At 70.9% G+C, this 14312-nt stretch carries 15 protein-coding genes; 5 read left to right on the forward strand and 10 right to left on the reverse strand.

Annotated features, from left to right (window positions below; translation table 11 throughout):
* Window positions 1-71: 71 nt before the first annotated feature.
* From fusA to ABZ806_RS12570, 5 genes are all read right to left on the reverse strand, one after another.
* A complete protein-coding gene (fusA, locus tag ABZ806_RS12550; protein WP_500216994.1) occupies window positions 72-2183 on the reverse strand; it encodes an elongation factor G in 2112 nt (703 codons plus the stop codon).
* A gap of 40 nt (window positions 2184-2223) precedes the next feature.
* Window positions 2224-2694 carry a 30S ribosomal protein S7 gene (gene rpsG, locus ABZ806_RS12555; RefSeq protein ID WP_500216995.1) on the reverse strand — a complete coding sequence of 157 codons (471 nt, stop codon included), beginning with the start codon at window positions 2692-2694 and terminating at the stop codon, window positions 2224-2226.
* Window positions 2694-3068, reverse strand: a complete 375-nt coding sequence (gene rpsL / locus ABZ806_RS12560; protein WP_089324469.1) for a 30S ribosomal protein S12 — start codon at window positions 3066-3068, stop codon at window positions 2694-2696. The genes rpsG and rpsL overlap by 1 nt, the downstream gene beginning before the upstream one ends.
* Window positions 3069-3736: 668 nt before the next feature.
* Window positions 3737-5287, reverse strand: coding sequence for a hypothetical protein (locus ABZ806_RS12565; protein WP_500216996.1), 1551 nt, complete (start codon window positions 5285-5287; stop codon window positions 3737-3739).
* Window positions 5288-5527: 240 nt separating this feature from the next.
* Entirely contained in the window at window positions 5528-6508 is a 981-nt protein-coding gene (locus ABZ806_RS12570) for an aldo/keto reductase (RefSeq protein WP_500216997.1), read from the reverse strand.
* Between the two features lie 179 nt (window positions 6509-6687).
* On the opposite strand from ABZ806_RS12570, the gene ABZ806_RS12575 reads away from it, so the two are divergent.
* Both ABZ806_RS12575 and ABZ806_RS12580 read left to right on the forward strand, forming a co-directional pair.
* Window positions 6688-7572 carry an RNA polymerase sigma factor gene (locus tag ABZ806_RS12575; RefSeq protein ID WP_500216998.1) on the forward strand — a complete coding sequence of 295 codons (885 nt, stop codon included), beginning with the start codon at window positions 6688-6690 and terminating at the stop codon, window positions 7570-7572.
* Window positions 7520-7810 carry a hypothetical protein gene (locus ABZ806_RS12580; protein ID WP_500216999.1) on the forward strand — a complete coding sequence of 97 codons (291 nt, stop codon included), beginning with the start codon at window positions 7520-7522 and terminating at the stop codon, window positions 7808-7810. Before ABZ806_RS12575 ends, ABZ806_RS12580 begins: the two co-directional genes overlap by 53 nt.
* Window positions 7811-7878: 68 nt before the next feature.
* Here the strand turns inward: ABZ806_RS12580 and ABZ806_RS12585 are convergent, their stop codons facing one another.
* On the reverse strand, window positions 7879-8700 hold the full coding sequence (locus tag ABZ806_RS12585) for an EamA family transporter (RefSeq protein WP_500217000.1): 822 nt from the start codon (window positions 8698-8700) through the stop codon (window positions 7879-7881).
* A 34-nt stretch (window positions 8701-8734) separates the two neighbouring features.
* On the opposite strand from ABZ806_RS12585, the gene ABZ806_RS12590 reads away from it, so the two are divergent.
* Together ABZ806_RS12590 and ABZ806_RS12595 are read left to right on the forward strand one after the other, a co-directional pair.
* Window positions 8735-9217 (forward strand): Lrp/AsnC family transcriptional regulator, encoded by a 483-nt coding sequence (locus ABZ806_RS12590; protein ID WP_500217001.1) that lies wholly within the window; start codon window positions 8735-8737, stop codon window positions 9215-9217.
* Between the two features lie 194 nt (window positions 9218-9411).
* Window positions 9412-9828 carry a DUF7144 family membrane protein gene (locus ABZ806_RS12595; protein WP_500217002.1) on the forward strand — a complete coding sequence of 139 codons (417 nt, stop codon included), beginning with the start codon at window positions 9412-9414 and terminating at the stop codon, window positions 9826-9828.
* A gap of 124 nt (window positions 9829-9952) precedes the next feature.
* Here the strand turns inward: ABZ806_RS12595 and ABZ806_RS12600 are convergent, their stop codons facing one another.
* The 4 genes from ABZ806_RS12600 to ABZ806_RS12615 form a co-directional block, all read right to left on the reverse strand.
* Window positions 9953-10198 (reverse strand): hypothetical protein, encoded by a 246-nt coding sequence (locus tag ABZ806_RS12600; protein WP_500217003.1) that lies wholly within the window; start codon window positions 10196-10198, stop codon window positions 9953-9955.
* A 124-nt stretch (window positions 10199-10322) separates the two neighbouring features.
* Window positions 10323-11345 carry a DNA polymerase IV gene (locus ABZ806_RS12605; protein WP_500217004.1) on the reverse strand — a complete coding sequence of 341 codons (1023 nt, stop codon included), beginning with the start codon at window positions 11343-11345 and terminating at the stop codon, window positions 10323-10325.
* A 306-nt stretch (window positions 11346-11651) separates the two neighbouring features.
* Entirely contained in the window at window positions 11652-12023 is a 372-nt protein-coding gene (locus ABZ806_RS12610; RefSeq protein WP_500217006.1) for a hypothetical protein, read from the reverse strand.
* 85 nt (window positions 12024-12108) lie between these two features.
* Window positions 12109-12735, reverse strand: coding sequence for a TetR/AcrR family transcriptional regulator (locus ABZ806_RS12615; protein WP_500217007.1), 627 nt, complete (start codon window positions 12733-12735; stop codon window positions 12109-12111).
* A 72-nt stretch (window positions 12736-12807) separates the two neighbouring features.
* On the opposite strand from ABZ806_RS12615, the gene ABZ806_RS12620 reads away from it, so the two are divergent.
* Window positions 12808-14280, forward strand: coding sequence for a serine hydrolase domain-containing protein (locus ABZ806_RS12620; RefSeq protein WP_500217008.1), 1473 nt, complete (start codon window positions 12808-12810; stop codon window positions 14278-14280).
* The last annotated feature ends 32 nt before the right edge of the window (window positions 14281-14312 follow it).

The raw sequence follows: 14312 nt of genomic DNA on the forward strand, positions 1-14312 counted from the left end.
TGTTGCGATCCTCGGCCGTCTAGACGACCGCTTCGATGTACGTCCTGGTGATCTGTGGGCAGGCCGGGTGCTTATTCGCCCCGCGCCTTGGCGATGATCTCCTGCGCGACGTTCCCGGGAACCTCGGCATAGGAGTCGAACTGCATCGTGAAAACAGCCCGGCCCTGGGTCTTGCTGCGCAGATCACCCACGTAGCCGAACATCTCCGACAGCGGCACCAGCGACTTGATGACGCGCATGCCGTGCCGCTCGTCCATGGACTGGACCTGACCGCGGCGGCTGTTGAGGTCGCCGATCACATCGCCCATGTTCTCCTCGGGCGTGGTGACCTCGACCGCCATCATCGGCTCCAGCAGCGTGGGGGACGCCTTGCGGGCGGCCTCCTTGAACGCCATGGAACCGGCGACCTTGAACGCCATCTCCGACGAGTCGACCTCGTGGTAGGCGCCGTCTCGCAGAGTGACCTTGACCCCCACCATCGGGTAGCCGGCCAGGACACCGAAGTCGGCGGCCTCCTGGCAGCCCGCGTCCACGGACGGGATGTACTCCCGCGGGATGCGGCCACCGGTGACCTTGTTCTCGAACTCGTAGCCGTCGGACCCGCCGCCGAGCGGCTCCAGGTCGATGATCACTCGGCCGAACTGGCCGGAGCCACCCGTCTGCTTCTTGTGGGTGTACTCGACCTTCTCGACCTTGCGGGTGATCGTCTCCCGGTAGGCCACCTGCGGCTTGCCGACGTTGGCCTCGACCTTGAACTCGCGCTTCATCCGGTCGACGAGGATCTCCAGGTGGAGCTCGCCCATGCCGGAGATGACGGTCTGGCCGGTGTCCTCCTCGGTGCGAACCTGGAAGGACGGGTCCTCCTCGGCCAGCCGCTGGATCGCGGTGCCCAGCTTCTGCTGGTCGGCCTTGGTCTTCGGCTCGATCGCGACGTGGATCACCGGCGCCGGGAAGTTCATCGACTCCAGGACGATGGGGTCCTTGTCGTCGGACAGCGTCTCACCGGTGGTGGTCTGCTTGAGGCCCATCACCGCGACGATGTCGCCGGCGCCCGCGCGCTCGATCTCGGTGCGCTTGTTGGCGTGCATCCGGTAGATCTTGCCGATGCGCTCCTTGCGCTCCTTCACCGAGTTCATCACCGCGGTGCCGGACTCCAGCACACCGGAGTAGATGCGCACGAACGTCAGCTTGCCCAGGTGCGGGTCGCTGGCGATCTTGAAGGCGAGAGCGGAGAACGGCTCGTCCTCGCTCGGCAGCCGCTTGAGCACCTTCTCCTCGTCGCGGACGGCGTGGCCCTCGATGGCCTCGACGTCCAGCGGGGAGGGCAGGTAGCGGACGATCCCGTCCAGCAGCGGCTGCACGCCCTTGTTCTTGAAGGCCGTCCCGCACATGACCGGGGTGAGCTTCGCGCCGACCGTCGCCCGGCGGATGCCGTCGTGGAGCTGCTGCACGGTGGGCTCCTCGCCCTCCAGGTACAGCTCCATGATCTCGTCGTCGTTCTCGGCCAGCGTCTCGATGAGCTTGTCGCGCCACTCGCGGGCCGTGTCGGCGTGCGACTCGGGGATGTCGAGCGTGTCGTACATCTCGCCGAGCTTGGCCTCCTCGTTCCAGACGAGGGCCTTCATGTTGACCAGGTCGATGACGCCCTTGAAGTCGGCCTCGGCGCCGATCGGCAGCTGCAGCGCGAGCGGCGTCGCGTTCAGCCGGTTCTCGATCATGTCGACGCAGCGGTGGAACTCCGCGCCGACCCGGTCCATCTTGTTGACGAAGCACATGCGGGGCACGTCGTAGCGGTCGGCCTGGCGCCACACCGTCTCGGACTGGGGCTCCACGCCCGCGACGCCGTCGAACACCGCGACCGCACCGTCCAGCACCCGGAGGTTGCGCTCCACCTCGACGGTGAAGTCGACGTGCCCGGGGGTGTCGATGATGTTGATCGTGTGATCGGTCTCGTCCACGGCCCAGTGGCAGGTCGTGGCCGCCGACGTGATCGTGATACCCCGTTCCTGCTCCTGCTCCATCCAGTCCATGGTGGCGGAGCCTTCGTGGGTCTCACCGATCTTGTAGCTCATCCCCGTGTAGTAGAGGATGCGCTCGGTCGTCGTGGTCTTGCCCGCGTCGATATGGGCCATGATCCCGATGTTGCGGACCTTGGCCAGGTCCACACCGGTTTTGGTAGCCACTGTCGTCCTCGCGTCGTCTCGTCGTTGCAGTTCGCCGGGGTTACCAGCGGTAGTGGGCGAAAGCCTTGTTGGACTCCGCCATCTTGTGCGTGTCCTCGCGCTTCTTGACAGACGCGCCAAGACCGTTGCTGGCGTCGAGCAGCTCGTTCATCAGCCGCTCGGTCATGGTCTTCTCGCGGCGCTGCCGGGCGTACACCACCAGCCAGCGCAGGGCGAGCGTGGTGCTGCGGGCCGGCCGCACCTCGACGGGGACCTGGTAGGTCGCGCCACCGACGCGGCGGCTGCGGACCTCCAGGGTCGGCTTCACGTTGTCGAGCGCGCGCTTCAGCGTGACGACCGGGTCGTTGCCGGTCTTCTCGCGGGCGCCCTCGAGAGCGTCGTAGACGATGCTCTGCGCGATCGAGCGCTTGCCGTCCAGGAGAATCTTGTTGATGAGCGAAGTGACCAGCGGCGAGTTGTACACCGGGTCAGCGATCAACTGGCGCTTGCCAGCAGGGCCCTTGCGCGGCATCAGCTCTTCTCCTTCTTCGCACCGTAGTGGCTGCGCCCTTGCTTGCGGTTCCGCACGCCCTGGGTGTCGAGCGCCCCGCGGATGATCTTGTACCGAACGCCCGGGAGGTCCTTCACACGGCCGCCGCGCACGAGCACGATCGAGTGCTCCTGCAGGTTGTGACCGACGCCGGGGATGTAGGCCGTGACCTCGATCCCGCTCGTCAGCCGGACACGGGCGACCTTGCGAAGCGCGGAGTTCGGCTTCTTGGGCGTCGTCGTGTAGACGCGCGTGCAGACTCCCCGGCGCTGGGGGCTGCCCTTGAGCGCGGGCGTCTTGTTCTTGGTCACCTTGTCCTGGCGGCCCTTTCGGACCAGCTGCTGGATCGTGGGCACCGCGTCTCCGTCTTCCTCGTACCGAGCTGGTAAGTCTTATTGCTGCAATCACCACCTCAGGCGAGGCTGTGACCTGCCGGTTTCCCGACCTCTCCGACCCCCGCGGTCGGGCGTGTCGCCAGCTCACGGAAATACACCCGCGCGAAACCGACACAGACCGCCCGGCCCGTCTCAGGGCCGAATCAAGCCGGGGAGTAGATACGGCGCTGGGGCTGGCCAACCGGCCTCGCCGACGCGCACGCACAGTGGCCCGCAGAGCGGGCGCAAGTGAAGAGATTACCGACCCGCACGGCAAAGTGCAAAACGGGGAGCGCATTACCGTGCGCGCCCCCTCCGGCGCAAGCCGGGGAGCGGTGGGGACCCTTGTCCCCGCAGTGGTCAACGACAGAGCGCCGACGGGTGTTCCCGGGCTCGCGTGCCGGGCTGGGGCGCGGTCTCGGGCGCGGGGGTCTCGGGGTCCGCGAGGGGCACCCCTCGGCATTGTGTCCCACATCCCCGCTGCTGGGGAAGATGTGGACCAACTTTTACGTCTCGCCGCCGGCGGGCTCGCAACCGATGCGTTCGCGGCCGGGCCCGGGTGGCGGCGCGCCGCCGGCCGTTCGGTGGGGGCGGGGGCGTTGCTGCGGTGGCCGCGGCCCGGTTCCCGAGGAACAGGGCCGCGGTGTCCGCTACATGAGGAACGCCACTACCACGACCACGAGGATCACGACCACGGCGACGCCGCCGACGACGAGCCAGAGCATGTTCTTGCCGCCCTTGCCCTCCTCGGCCCCGGCCCCGTAGCCGGGCTGCTGGCCGCCGTACTGGGCGGACTGCCCCTGCTGGCCGTACTGGCCGGGCTGGCCGTAGGGCTGCTGACCGTACTGCTGGCCCTGCCCCTGGCCCTGCTGGTCGTACTGGGCCTGCTGGCCGTAGCCCTGCTGCTGGCCGTACTGCTGGCCGTACTGCTCCGGCTGGCCGAACCCGCGCTGCTGCTCGCCGGGCGGCTGGCCGTAGCCCTGCTGCTGCTCGCCGGGCTGGCCGTACGCCTGCTGCTGCTGGCCGTACTGCTGGCCGGGCTGCTGCTGCGGGGCCTGCGGCTGCTGCTGTCCCCACTGCTGCTGGCCGATGTCGAGCCGGGTGCTGTCGGCCGCGGCGGGCGTCTCGGCGGCGTGCCGCCCCTGGGACTTGGACGGGTCGAACGCCTCGGTCGGACGGGCGTCCTCGACACCGCTCTCGGCGGGCGGGCCGTACAGGTCGTCCACCGACGGCGAGGCACCGGACGAGTGCGAACCCGCGCCGAAGCCCGACTCGGGCGGCGGCACCATCATGGTCCGCTCGTGGTCGACCTGGCCCTGCGCGGGCTGACCCGGCTGAGCCTGGCCCGGCTGCGGCGCCTCGGGCGTCCACGGCTCGGGGGTGGACGGCGGTGTCGGCGCCTGCCACGGCTCGGCGGGCGGGTCCTGCCGGCGCTCGGGGCCGGTGGCGACCGGCACGTCGGTGCCCGGCGACCAGTGCAGCGTCGCCTGGTCGTCGATCGCGGGCCGCTGCGGCTGCTCCGGCTCGGGCGCGCCGGCACCGGGGCCGGGCACGATCACCGTGCGGTCGCCGACGGCGTCCTGCGGGCCCGGCTGCCGGGGGGCCTGCTCAGCGGGCTCGGGCGGCGGGAACCCGCCGGGCTGCCGGCCGCCGTACTGCGGGGGCTGCTGCCCGTACTGCTCCTGCGGGGCACCGTGCATCGGCTGCTGCGGGTACCCGGGCTGCTGCGGCGGCTGCTGGCCGTACTGCGGCTGGCCGTAGCCGGGCTGGGGCTGGCCGTACTGCTGCTGCTCCCCCGGCGGCACGTACTGCTGCGGGTCCTGCGGGGGCGTGAACCCGCCCGGTGCCTGCGGCTGGCCGTAGCCGGGCTGCGGCTGCCCGTACTGCTGCTGCTCCTGCGGGCCGCCGTAGGGCTGCGGGGGCGGAGGCGGAGGCTGCTCGCCGAACTGCTGCATCGGCTGCTCGACCATCGTGGGCGGCGGCGGAGGCGGCGCGGGACGCTCGTCCTCGCGCGGCTCGGGCGGCTGCGCGCCCGCCGGGCCGGCCTGACCGGCCTGGCCGCCGAGCTGCGGAGCCCCGAACACCACGGTGCGGTCCCCCAGCGGCCGCGCGGGGGGCTCCTGGCCCTCCGCCGGGCCGGGCTGCCCCTCGTCCTCCGGCAACGGCCGCTGCGGACCCTGCGTACCGTCGTTCTCGGTCATCGTCGGGCTCCTTCAGCGCCGTCGTCCCGGGGCTCCTCAGTCCCGGAAGCCCGGAGGCGCGCGGCGCATAACGCCGCCTCCGAACTTTCAACCATGTCACCACGTGGCGGTCCTGCCATGCGTGGGCGTTCTCGTCCACAGCCTGCCCCGATCGCCCGGGGGATCGCAAATCACCACCCCCTGATAGACGCCGGACATCCCCCGTACGTTCCGTATGGGGGTGTCCGCGCCCGTGGCCCGTCAGGAGTGTCCGACGACCGTGTGCGGACGGTACGGGGCCTCCAGACGCGCGACCTCCTTCTCGTCCAGGTCCAGGCTCTCGGCGGCGATCGCGTCCTCCATATGAGTGAGTTTCGTCGCTCCGACGATCGGCGCGGTCACCCCTGGGCGTCCGAGCAGCCAGGCGAGCGCTACCTGCGCCGCCGACACGCCGCGCTCGCCGGCGACCTCGCGCACGGCGTCGACGACGTCGAAGTCGGCGTCGGTGTACAGCCCGTCCCCGAACGCGTCGTTCTGGGACCGGACGGTCTTGCGCTCACCGCCCCGCTCCCTATTGCCCGCGAGCAGTCCGCGCGCCAGCGGACTCCACGGGATGAGCCCCACGCCCTGGTCGATGCAGAGCGGGTTCATCTCCCGCTCCTCTTCTCTGTAGACGAGGTTGTAGTGGTTCTGCATGGACACGAACTTCGTCCAGCCGTGCTTCTCCGCGACGTGCTGCGCCTTGGCGAACTGCCACGCGTACATGCTGGACGCGCCGATGTACCGCGCCTTGCCCGACTTCACCACGTCGTGCAGGGCCTCCATGGTCTCTTCGATGGGCGTCTCGTAGTCCCAGCGGTGGATCTGGTAGAGGTCGACGTAGTCGGTGCCGAGCCGCCGCAGCGAGTCGTCGACGCCCGCCAGGACGTGCTTGCGCGACAGTCCCCGGTCGTTGGGCCCGTCCCCCATCGGCATGCAGACCTTGGTGGCCAGGACGTAGTCGTCCCGCCGGGCGAAGAGCTTCGGCAGGAGTCGTCCGGTGATCTCCTCACTGGCCCCCGCCGAGTACATGTCGGCGGTGTCGAAGAACGTCACGCCGCCGTCCACGGCCCGCCGGACGATCGGCTCCGCCGCATCCTCATCGAGCGCCCACTTCCGGACAGCGGGGTCGCCGTAGCTCATCATCCCGAGGCAGATCCGTGAAACCTTCAGTCCCGTGGTGCCGAGCCTTACCTGTTGCATGGGCAACTCCTCTCAACCACTCCACGGTGCCGTGCCGGCCCGCGTATCACCACCCCTGCTGGGCGACTTCCGCACCCTCCCCGAGCGCGGAGGCCGCAACCGGGGTGCGGGCTTCGGGATAGAGGAAGGTGTCAGCATCCTCTAGGCCCCCCGGAGAAGCACTCCATGAAGACTCGCGCATGCACGGGGTGAGCCGTGCCGAGAGCGATCTGGACGACGATGCCCAGATCGTCGCCGCGTCGCTGGACGATCCCGAAGCGTTCGGCGAGCTGTTCCGCCGGCACGCGCCGCGGCTGCACGCCTACATCAAGCGGCGTCTCGGGCCGGCCCTCGCGGACGACCTGGTGTCGGAGGCGTTCGCGACCGCGTTCCGGCAGCGGGCGAGGTTCGACGGCCGCCGTGAGTTCGGCGCCTGGCTGTGGGGCATCGCCGCCAACCTGATCGCGCGGCACCACCGGCAGGAGACGCGCATGTCGAAGAGGAGAGCCCCGAGCGCCTCGCTCTGCGCACCGACTGGCGGCACGGCCCGCTGGAACGTCCGGCGGAACGTCCCCGGGAACGTCGCCGGCGCGGCCTCAGGACGCCGCTGCTGGCCACGGCGACGGCCACCGCCGTCGCGGCCGGAACCGTCGGCGTCGTCACCCTGTGGCCCGGAGAGGACCGCGCTCCGGCCCCGCACGGGCAGCAGACCATCGTCACCGGCAATGTGCTGCTGGTCGCCGCGACCAACGCCCAGAAGGCGCCCGCCGGACGGTACTGGCACACCAAGACCGTCATGGGCGAGATCTTCGCGGTCGGCAAGAGCGCCGCGAACCACTACAAGGTGGACTCGCGGCAGGGGAACGAGGCGTGGACCGGCCTCGACGGCCGCCGGAAGTCGGCCCATCTCGAAATGGCCGACGTCCCCCTCACCGCGCAGGACAGGCAGAAGTGGCAGGCGGCGGGGTCGCCCGGCTGGGTCAGCGTCCCGAACCCCGAGGGCGGAGGCGGCACGGTCCAGCTGGACATGTCGTGTCGCTGCCGCTGGACACGACCACGCCGCTCGGCCTGTACACCGCGCCTAAGCAGCTCGGCACCTACCGGCGCCAGTTCATCGTCGATCCCGCCGGCGGCTCGCTGCTGGCCATCCGGGACCTCGTGGCCACCCCGCCGCACGGCAGCCTGAAGCTCCCGCCGGGGGACCGCGGGGGACCGCGCTCGCTGAAGGCGGGGGACATGCCCGACCGGTTCCATCGTCCGGGCGAGCTGGCCGCCTACCAGGCGTTCGAGATCGCCGAATGGACCGACGTTCAGGGGAACTGACGGCGGTCCGGGAGAACCGACCACGCACTACGGAGGGCCCGTCCGGGCGGACGGGCCCTCCGGCATGCTCAGCTCTCGCCACGGTGCACCGCCACTCCGGCGATCACCAGCCCCACTCCGGCCGCCTCCGCCGCCGTCGGTACCTGCCGCAGCACCAGCAGCCCGGTCACGGTGGCCGTCGCCGGCAGCAGCGAGACCATCAGCGCGTACGTCGCCCTGCTGAGCCGCGCCATGGCCAACTGATCGCACACGTAGGGGATGACGGACGACGTGATGCCAACGCCGATCCCCGCGGCGAGCACCGCCGGGTCGTCCAGCACCGGTACGGCCTGCATGCCCCCGATGGGAAGGACGAACACGGTGGCCGCGACCATCGCCATGGCCAGCCCGTCGATGCCGCCCGCATCAGAGCGCGCGGCCCTGTGCGCCACCACCACGTACAGTGCGAAGAGCGCGGCATTGGCGAACGCGAAGACGAACCCCAGTGGCTCTCCTTCGAACCGCACTTCCGTCAGCACGTACACGCCGCCGACGGCCGCCGCCAGGGCGACCAGGTTGCGTCCCGTCCGTACTCCCAGGGCGGCCAGAGCGATGACGGGCAGGAACTCGATGGCGGCGACCGTCGCCAGGGGCAGCCGCGCGATCGCCATGTAGAAGGACGCGTTCATGGTCGCGAGCACGGCGCCCCAGATGACGATCGTCCGCCACCCGTCGCCGTTGAACGTCCGCCAGGGCCTGCGCCACAGCACGAACACCACAACGGCGCTCCAGATGCGTATCCCGGCCACCCCCAGTGGTCCGACTCTGGAGAACAGCAGGACGGCGAAGGACGGCCCCAGGTAGTGGAACACCGCGCTTCCGGCGAAGTAGGACCAGGGTGGCAAGGACATGGCCGTATGGTCGGCCGATGCCTAAGTTGGGGGAATGGCGAAGCGAAGTGGTCGGCCCGGTCGCGCCTACGAACCCAAGCCGCTCGACGCGATCGACCTTCAGATCGTCACCGAGCTGCAGCGGGACGGCCGCGCGTCGCTCGCCGAGCTGGGCCGCCGTGTCAGCCTGTCCGCCCCGGCCGTCGCCGAACGCGTCCAGCGCCTTGAGGAGACCGGCGTCATCACCGGCTACCACGCGACCGTCGATCCGGTCGCGCTCGGCTTCCCGATCACGATCCTCGTCCGGGTGAGGCCGAATCCGCGGGAGCTGAGCCGCATCCCCAAGATCGCGGACGAGGTCCCGGAGATCACCGAGTGCCACCGCATCACGGGCGACGACTGCTTCTTCTTCCTCGCCCACCTGCGCAGGGTCGAGGAACTGGAGCCGATCCTCGACCGCTTCACCCCCTACGCCCGGACGACGACCTCGATCCTCCAGTCGTCCCCCGTCCCTCGCCGCCCCCTTCCGTTCACCTGACCGGCGGCCGGAGCTTCCTGCGAGAACCGAGTCTCCCCGCGCGGAGCCCGTTCCACACGGACGAGTTCTTCGTGATGCTCCAGATCTCCGTCAATAGCGAGTTAAGAGCCGATTGATCTCGGTTTGCGACCTCTGGGCTGGAGGGCACCCTCCGGTCACCAGGTCGGCATCGTCCGGCCGATGGGAGGGATCACATGACGACCAAGACCGCATCGCCCATGACGCGGGGGCGGCCCCGGACCTCGGGATGGCTGGCCTTCGCCGGCACGCTCGCAATGGTGATCGGGGCGTTCAACGTCATCGACGGCCTGGTGGGGCTGTTCCGGGACAGCTACTACCTCGTCGGCCAGAACCAGATCCTCGTCTTCGACTACACGACGTGGGGCTGGATCTGGCTGATCATGGGGATCGTCCAGATCGCGGTCGGCGCGGCGATCCTGTCGGGGAAGATGTGGGCTCGCGCGACCGGGGTCTTCTTCGCGGTCGTCGCCGCCATCGGGCATCTGGCGTTCCTGCTCGCCTTTCCGCTCTGGTCGGTGCTGACCATCGCACTGTGCGTGCTGTTGATCTACGCGCTCACCGCACCGCCGCCGGGGGCCAAGGCCGGCTGACCGGGCTGCCGGCCGGGCACCGACGCCACCGGTGCGTCCGGCACGCCGAAGGGGCCCGTCCGGGATGGGACGGGCCCCTTCGGCATGCGCCGTTCGTTATGCGCGTTCGTTATGTGCGGCGGGCTCAGGCGAAGGCGTGGCACTCCACCGTGGCGCGGCGTTCGGTCATGCCCTGCTGGACGGCCGCGTTCACGCACGCCTGCTGCTTCTCGTTGAGCTTGGGCTGCCCGCACTCGGTGACGCTGGAGTAGGTGCGGCAGTCCTGGCGCGCGCTCTGGTCCGGGGACGCCTGGGCGACGGCCGCGCCGCCGCCCACTCCCCCGATACCGACGACGGCGGCGATCAGTGCCCCGGTCATGACCCTCTTCATCTGCTTCTCCCCCGTCGCGTACAGCTGGCAACGCGAGCGTTCATCCCCGGCCCCCAAGACCACAAAACCCGACAAAGAGGTAAAAGATGGCGTTTCGCCGCAGGTCAGGCATGCAACCCTCGATTCAGCGGGGGAACTCGGCGCGGACGCCCAGGAGCCGCACCGGCCGCCGCGCCGTGAACGAGTCGAGCGCGGCGAGCGCGGCCTGCTCGATCCGGTGCGGCTCGGCCGTCGGCGCCTCCAGCGTCCGGCCGCGGGTCCGCGTCGTGAACGGCGCGTACCGGACCTTGACGACGACCCGGACGACGTCCCTCCCGTCCTCGGCGACGTCGCCGGCGACCCGCCGGGCCAGGCGGGACACTTCGCGGCTTACGTCGTCCCAATCGTCCAGATCGTGTTGGAACGTGGTCTCCCGGCCGCACGACCGCGAGACACGGGGCGCGTCGCTCACCGCCGACCCGTCCCGGCCCTGGGCCAGCCTGACCAGCCACGGCCCGGTCGCGGGGCCGACCTCTGCGGCGAGGACGCCCGGATCGGCCGCGGCGAGGTCGGCGACCGTGGCGACGCCGAGGCCCCTGAGCCGCTTGGCGGTCTTCGCGCCGATCCCCCACAGCGCGTCGGTCGGCCGGTCGCCGAGCACCTCGAACCACGTGTCCGCGGTGAGCCGGAAGACCCCGGCCGGCTTGCCGAAGCCGGTCGCCAGCTTCGCCTGGAGCTTGTTCTGCCCGATGCCCACCGAGCATTCGAGCCCCGTCGCCGCGCGCACCCGGTCGCGGGCCTCCTCCGCCACGGCCTCGGGATCGTCGCCGTCGACGGCCAGGAACGCCTCGTCCCAGCCCAGGACCTCGACCACCACGCCGAGGCTCCGCAGCGCGTCCATCACCCGCTGCGAGGCGGCCTCGTAGACGTCCCGGTCCACCGGCAGGAAGATCGCGTCCGGGCACCGCCGCGCCGCCGTCCGGAGCGGCAGCCCGGAGTGCACGCCGTACTCGCGCGCCTCGTAGGAGGCCGTGCTGACGACGCCGCGCTTCGCCGGATCGCCGTCCCCGCCGACGACGACCGGCCGCCCCCGAAGCTCAGGCCGCCGCAGCACCTCGACGGCGGCGATGAACTGGTCGAGATCGACGTGCAGCACCCAGCGAGCCACACCCCCTTGTCCCCGCGACCAGCCCGAACACACTCACGCCCGCGCGTCCGGCCGAAGGGTTCTAGGACCTCGAAGATCTCCTCTTCGCCCTCTCCGTCGGCGGCCCACTCGTCCCACTCCGCCCGCATGAACTCGGCCGGGTCACACCGGTCGATCTCCGCCGCCGACGCCGGGAGGACGTCCCCCGCCATCCAGGCGGCGCCCGCGTTCCGAGCGTGCGGGGCACGAGCAGCAGCGGCCAGAGCCCCGAGGCGGGGTGGGCCGCTCGCAGCCGGCGCCATAGATCGGCGGAGACCGGCGCGGGTGTCAGCGGTCGATCTTCCAGGGCGCGTCCTCCGGCGGGGTGTCCCGGGCGAGGATGTGCCGGACGATACGGAATGCCTCCGCCAGCGGAACCGTGTCCTCATCGGGGTATTCGTCATCCTGGCCGTTGGACAGGACGAAGCCGCCGCTCCAGCCGTCCGCTCCGGGGGCCAGCGCGTGCTCGCCGGGGTCGCCTTCGCCGTCGAGCAGCATGACCATCGCCCGCCGGGTATTGCTGACGACGGCGAGCAGCCTCCCGGACGAGCTGGTCAGCCAGGATTCAAGCGTCCCCTTCTCGATCCTCGCGCGCAGCTCATCGATCGCCGCGTCAGGGCCGATGGCCTCACCGTCGTCCAGCCTCCACGATTCGGTCATTCTCCCGCTCCTTCCAGGCGGCGCCTCGTCCCTGACCAAGTCCTTGTCCTCGCCCGGCTCCCCAGCAGCTTCGGCCCGTCCGGGGCTAGGGGTTCTTGTACTGGCGGCATTGGCCGGTGAACGTGGCGGCGAGTTCGATGTCCAGGACCGACAGGGCGAGTTCGTCGGTGGCGGCAGCGCGGTGGATCTGCAGGGCGAGGCCCTCGGTGACGGCCAAGAGGCGGACGGCGGCGGTCTCCGGGTCGGCGTCCGGTTCGACTTCGCCGCACTCCTTGCCGTTGTGGACGGCCCGCGCGAGGTCGGCGCGCACGGCCCGCGCGGTCGCGGCGTCGACCTCGGCAAGGGCGGGGGCGTCGAGCGCACGCCCGGCGAACGCCTTGGTGACGCGGAACTCGGTGCGGCGCACGGCGTCCAGCGGCAGGAACTCGGCCAGCGCCTCCGCGAGGACTCCGGCGATGGGGCGCCGGTGCTCGATGCCGGCCTGGATCCGCTGGTCGACCCTGGCCCGGATGGACGCGCCGACGTGGTCGAACGCGTGCAGCAGCATCTCGTCCTTGGTGCGGAAGTAGTGCTGCACCAGGCCGACCGAGATGCCCGCGGCGGCGGCCGTGCGGGCGACGGTGACGGCGTCCAGGCCCTGGTCGGAGATGAGTTCGCAGACGGCCGCGGCGATCTGGCGGCGGCGCTGCTCGTGGTCGGCTGTCCTCGGCACTTGATAACCATATCGTCATACGGTAAAAACCGTATCGCCATACGGTTATCCGATCTTCCCTAGGACGTCCCCATGCGCTCACTCCGTCCCTACGCGTCCGCCCAGGCCTTCGCCCTACCCGTGGTCGTCATGCTCGGCCTGCTGATGTGCGCACCCGTCGCGTCGGCCGGCGGACCACCGGATCGGGACGCGGCCATCGACGCGTACGTGCGCCACCGGATGGAGGCCACGCACACCCCGGGCCTCTCCTACGCCATCGTCGGACCGGACGGCCCGCTGCACCAACGGTCGTGGGGCACGGACGGACGGGGCGAGCGCGTCACCGCCCGGACGCCCTTCGTCTGGGGTTCGCTCGCGAAACCCGTCACGGCGACGGCCGTCATGACGCTGGTGCAGTCGGGACGTCTCCGCCTGGACGACCGGGTCGTCGGCCACCTGCCCGGATTCCGGTTCGGCGGGGCGGCGCACGCATCCCGGGTGACGGTCCGCCATCTGCTGACCCAGACTGCCGGCATCCCCGCATCGGCGACGTCCAAGGTCACCGACTGCTACGGGCGGGACTGCCCGCTTCCGGCGCAACGGCTTCGCGCGCTGGACGGCATCGCTCCGCTCGGCCCTCCGGGCACCGAGTACGCGTATTCGAGCGCCAACTATGTCGTCCTGACCGCGCTCGTCGAGGCCGTCACGGGACGTCCGCTCGCCGAGTACCTCCGGCAGGCCGTGTTCGCCCCGGCCGGGATGAACGGCGCCATCGCCGACGCCGCCTCCGCCCGGCAGCGGCGGCTGCCGCCGGGGCATCAACTCCTGTGGGGCTTCCCGGCCGCCGTCGCGGACGGTTTCGACGACCACGGCGCGGGCTACGGCTACCTGGCCGGGGACATCGGGGACCTGTCCGCCTTCGCGTCCCTCCAGCTCCGCGCGGGCAGGACGGCCGGCGGCGGCGCCGTCCTCACCACCGAATCGATCCGCCTCATGCGCGAGGAAGGCCTCGGCGGCAGCGGCTACGGCCTCGGCTGGCGTATCGGCGGGCTGGACGCGCCGCTCGACACGGCCCTCTGGCACACCGGCGGTACACCGGGCTATTCGGCCATGATGTTCGTGCTGCCGCAGCGGAATGTCGCGCTGGTCCTGGAGCAGAACCTGTACGGGCTCCTCCAGGACGCGGCGGTCATGCAGGTCGGCTTCGGTGCCGCCCGGATCCTCGCGGGCGGACGGCCGGGCGCCGAACCGTCCGCGTTCCCGTATCTGCTGACCGTCTGGGGCGTCACCGGACTGGCCGCGGCGTTCATCGTGGCCGCCGGACGCTCGGCACTGCTGCTGCGCCGCCCCACCGGCCCGGCCTCTCCGCGACTCGCCGTCACCGTCGGATGGGTCCTCGCGGGCGCGCTTCCCGCGGCCTCCGTCGCGGCACTGGTGGTCATCGACGACATGAAGGCGGCGCTGATCTGGGTACCGGACGCCGTGATCGCCCTGTGGACGGCGTCCGCTGCGGGCACCGCCGTCGTCGTACTGCGCATCGTCCGCGCACGGCGGCGGAATCCTTGACCGATCAAGCTATGGGCGTATCGGCGCAGCTC

Source organism: Spirillospora sp. NPDC047418 (assembly GCF_040643275.1).
In the GTDB taxonomy this organism is placed as follows: Bacteria; Actinomycetota; Actinomycetes; order Streptosporangiales; family Streptosporangiaceae; genus Spirillospora.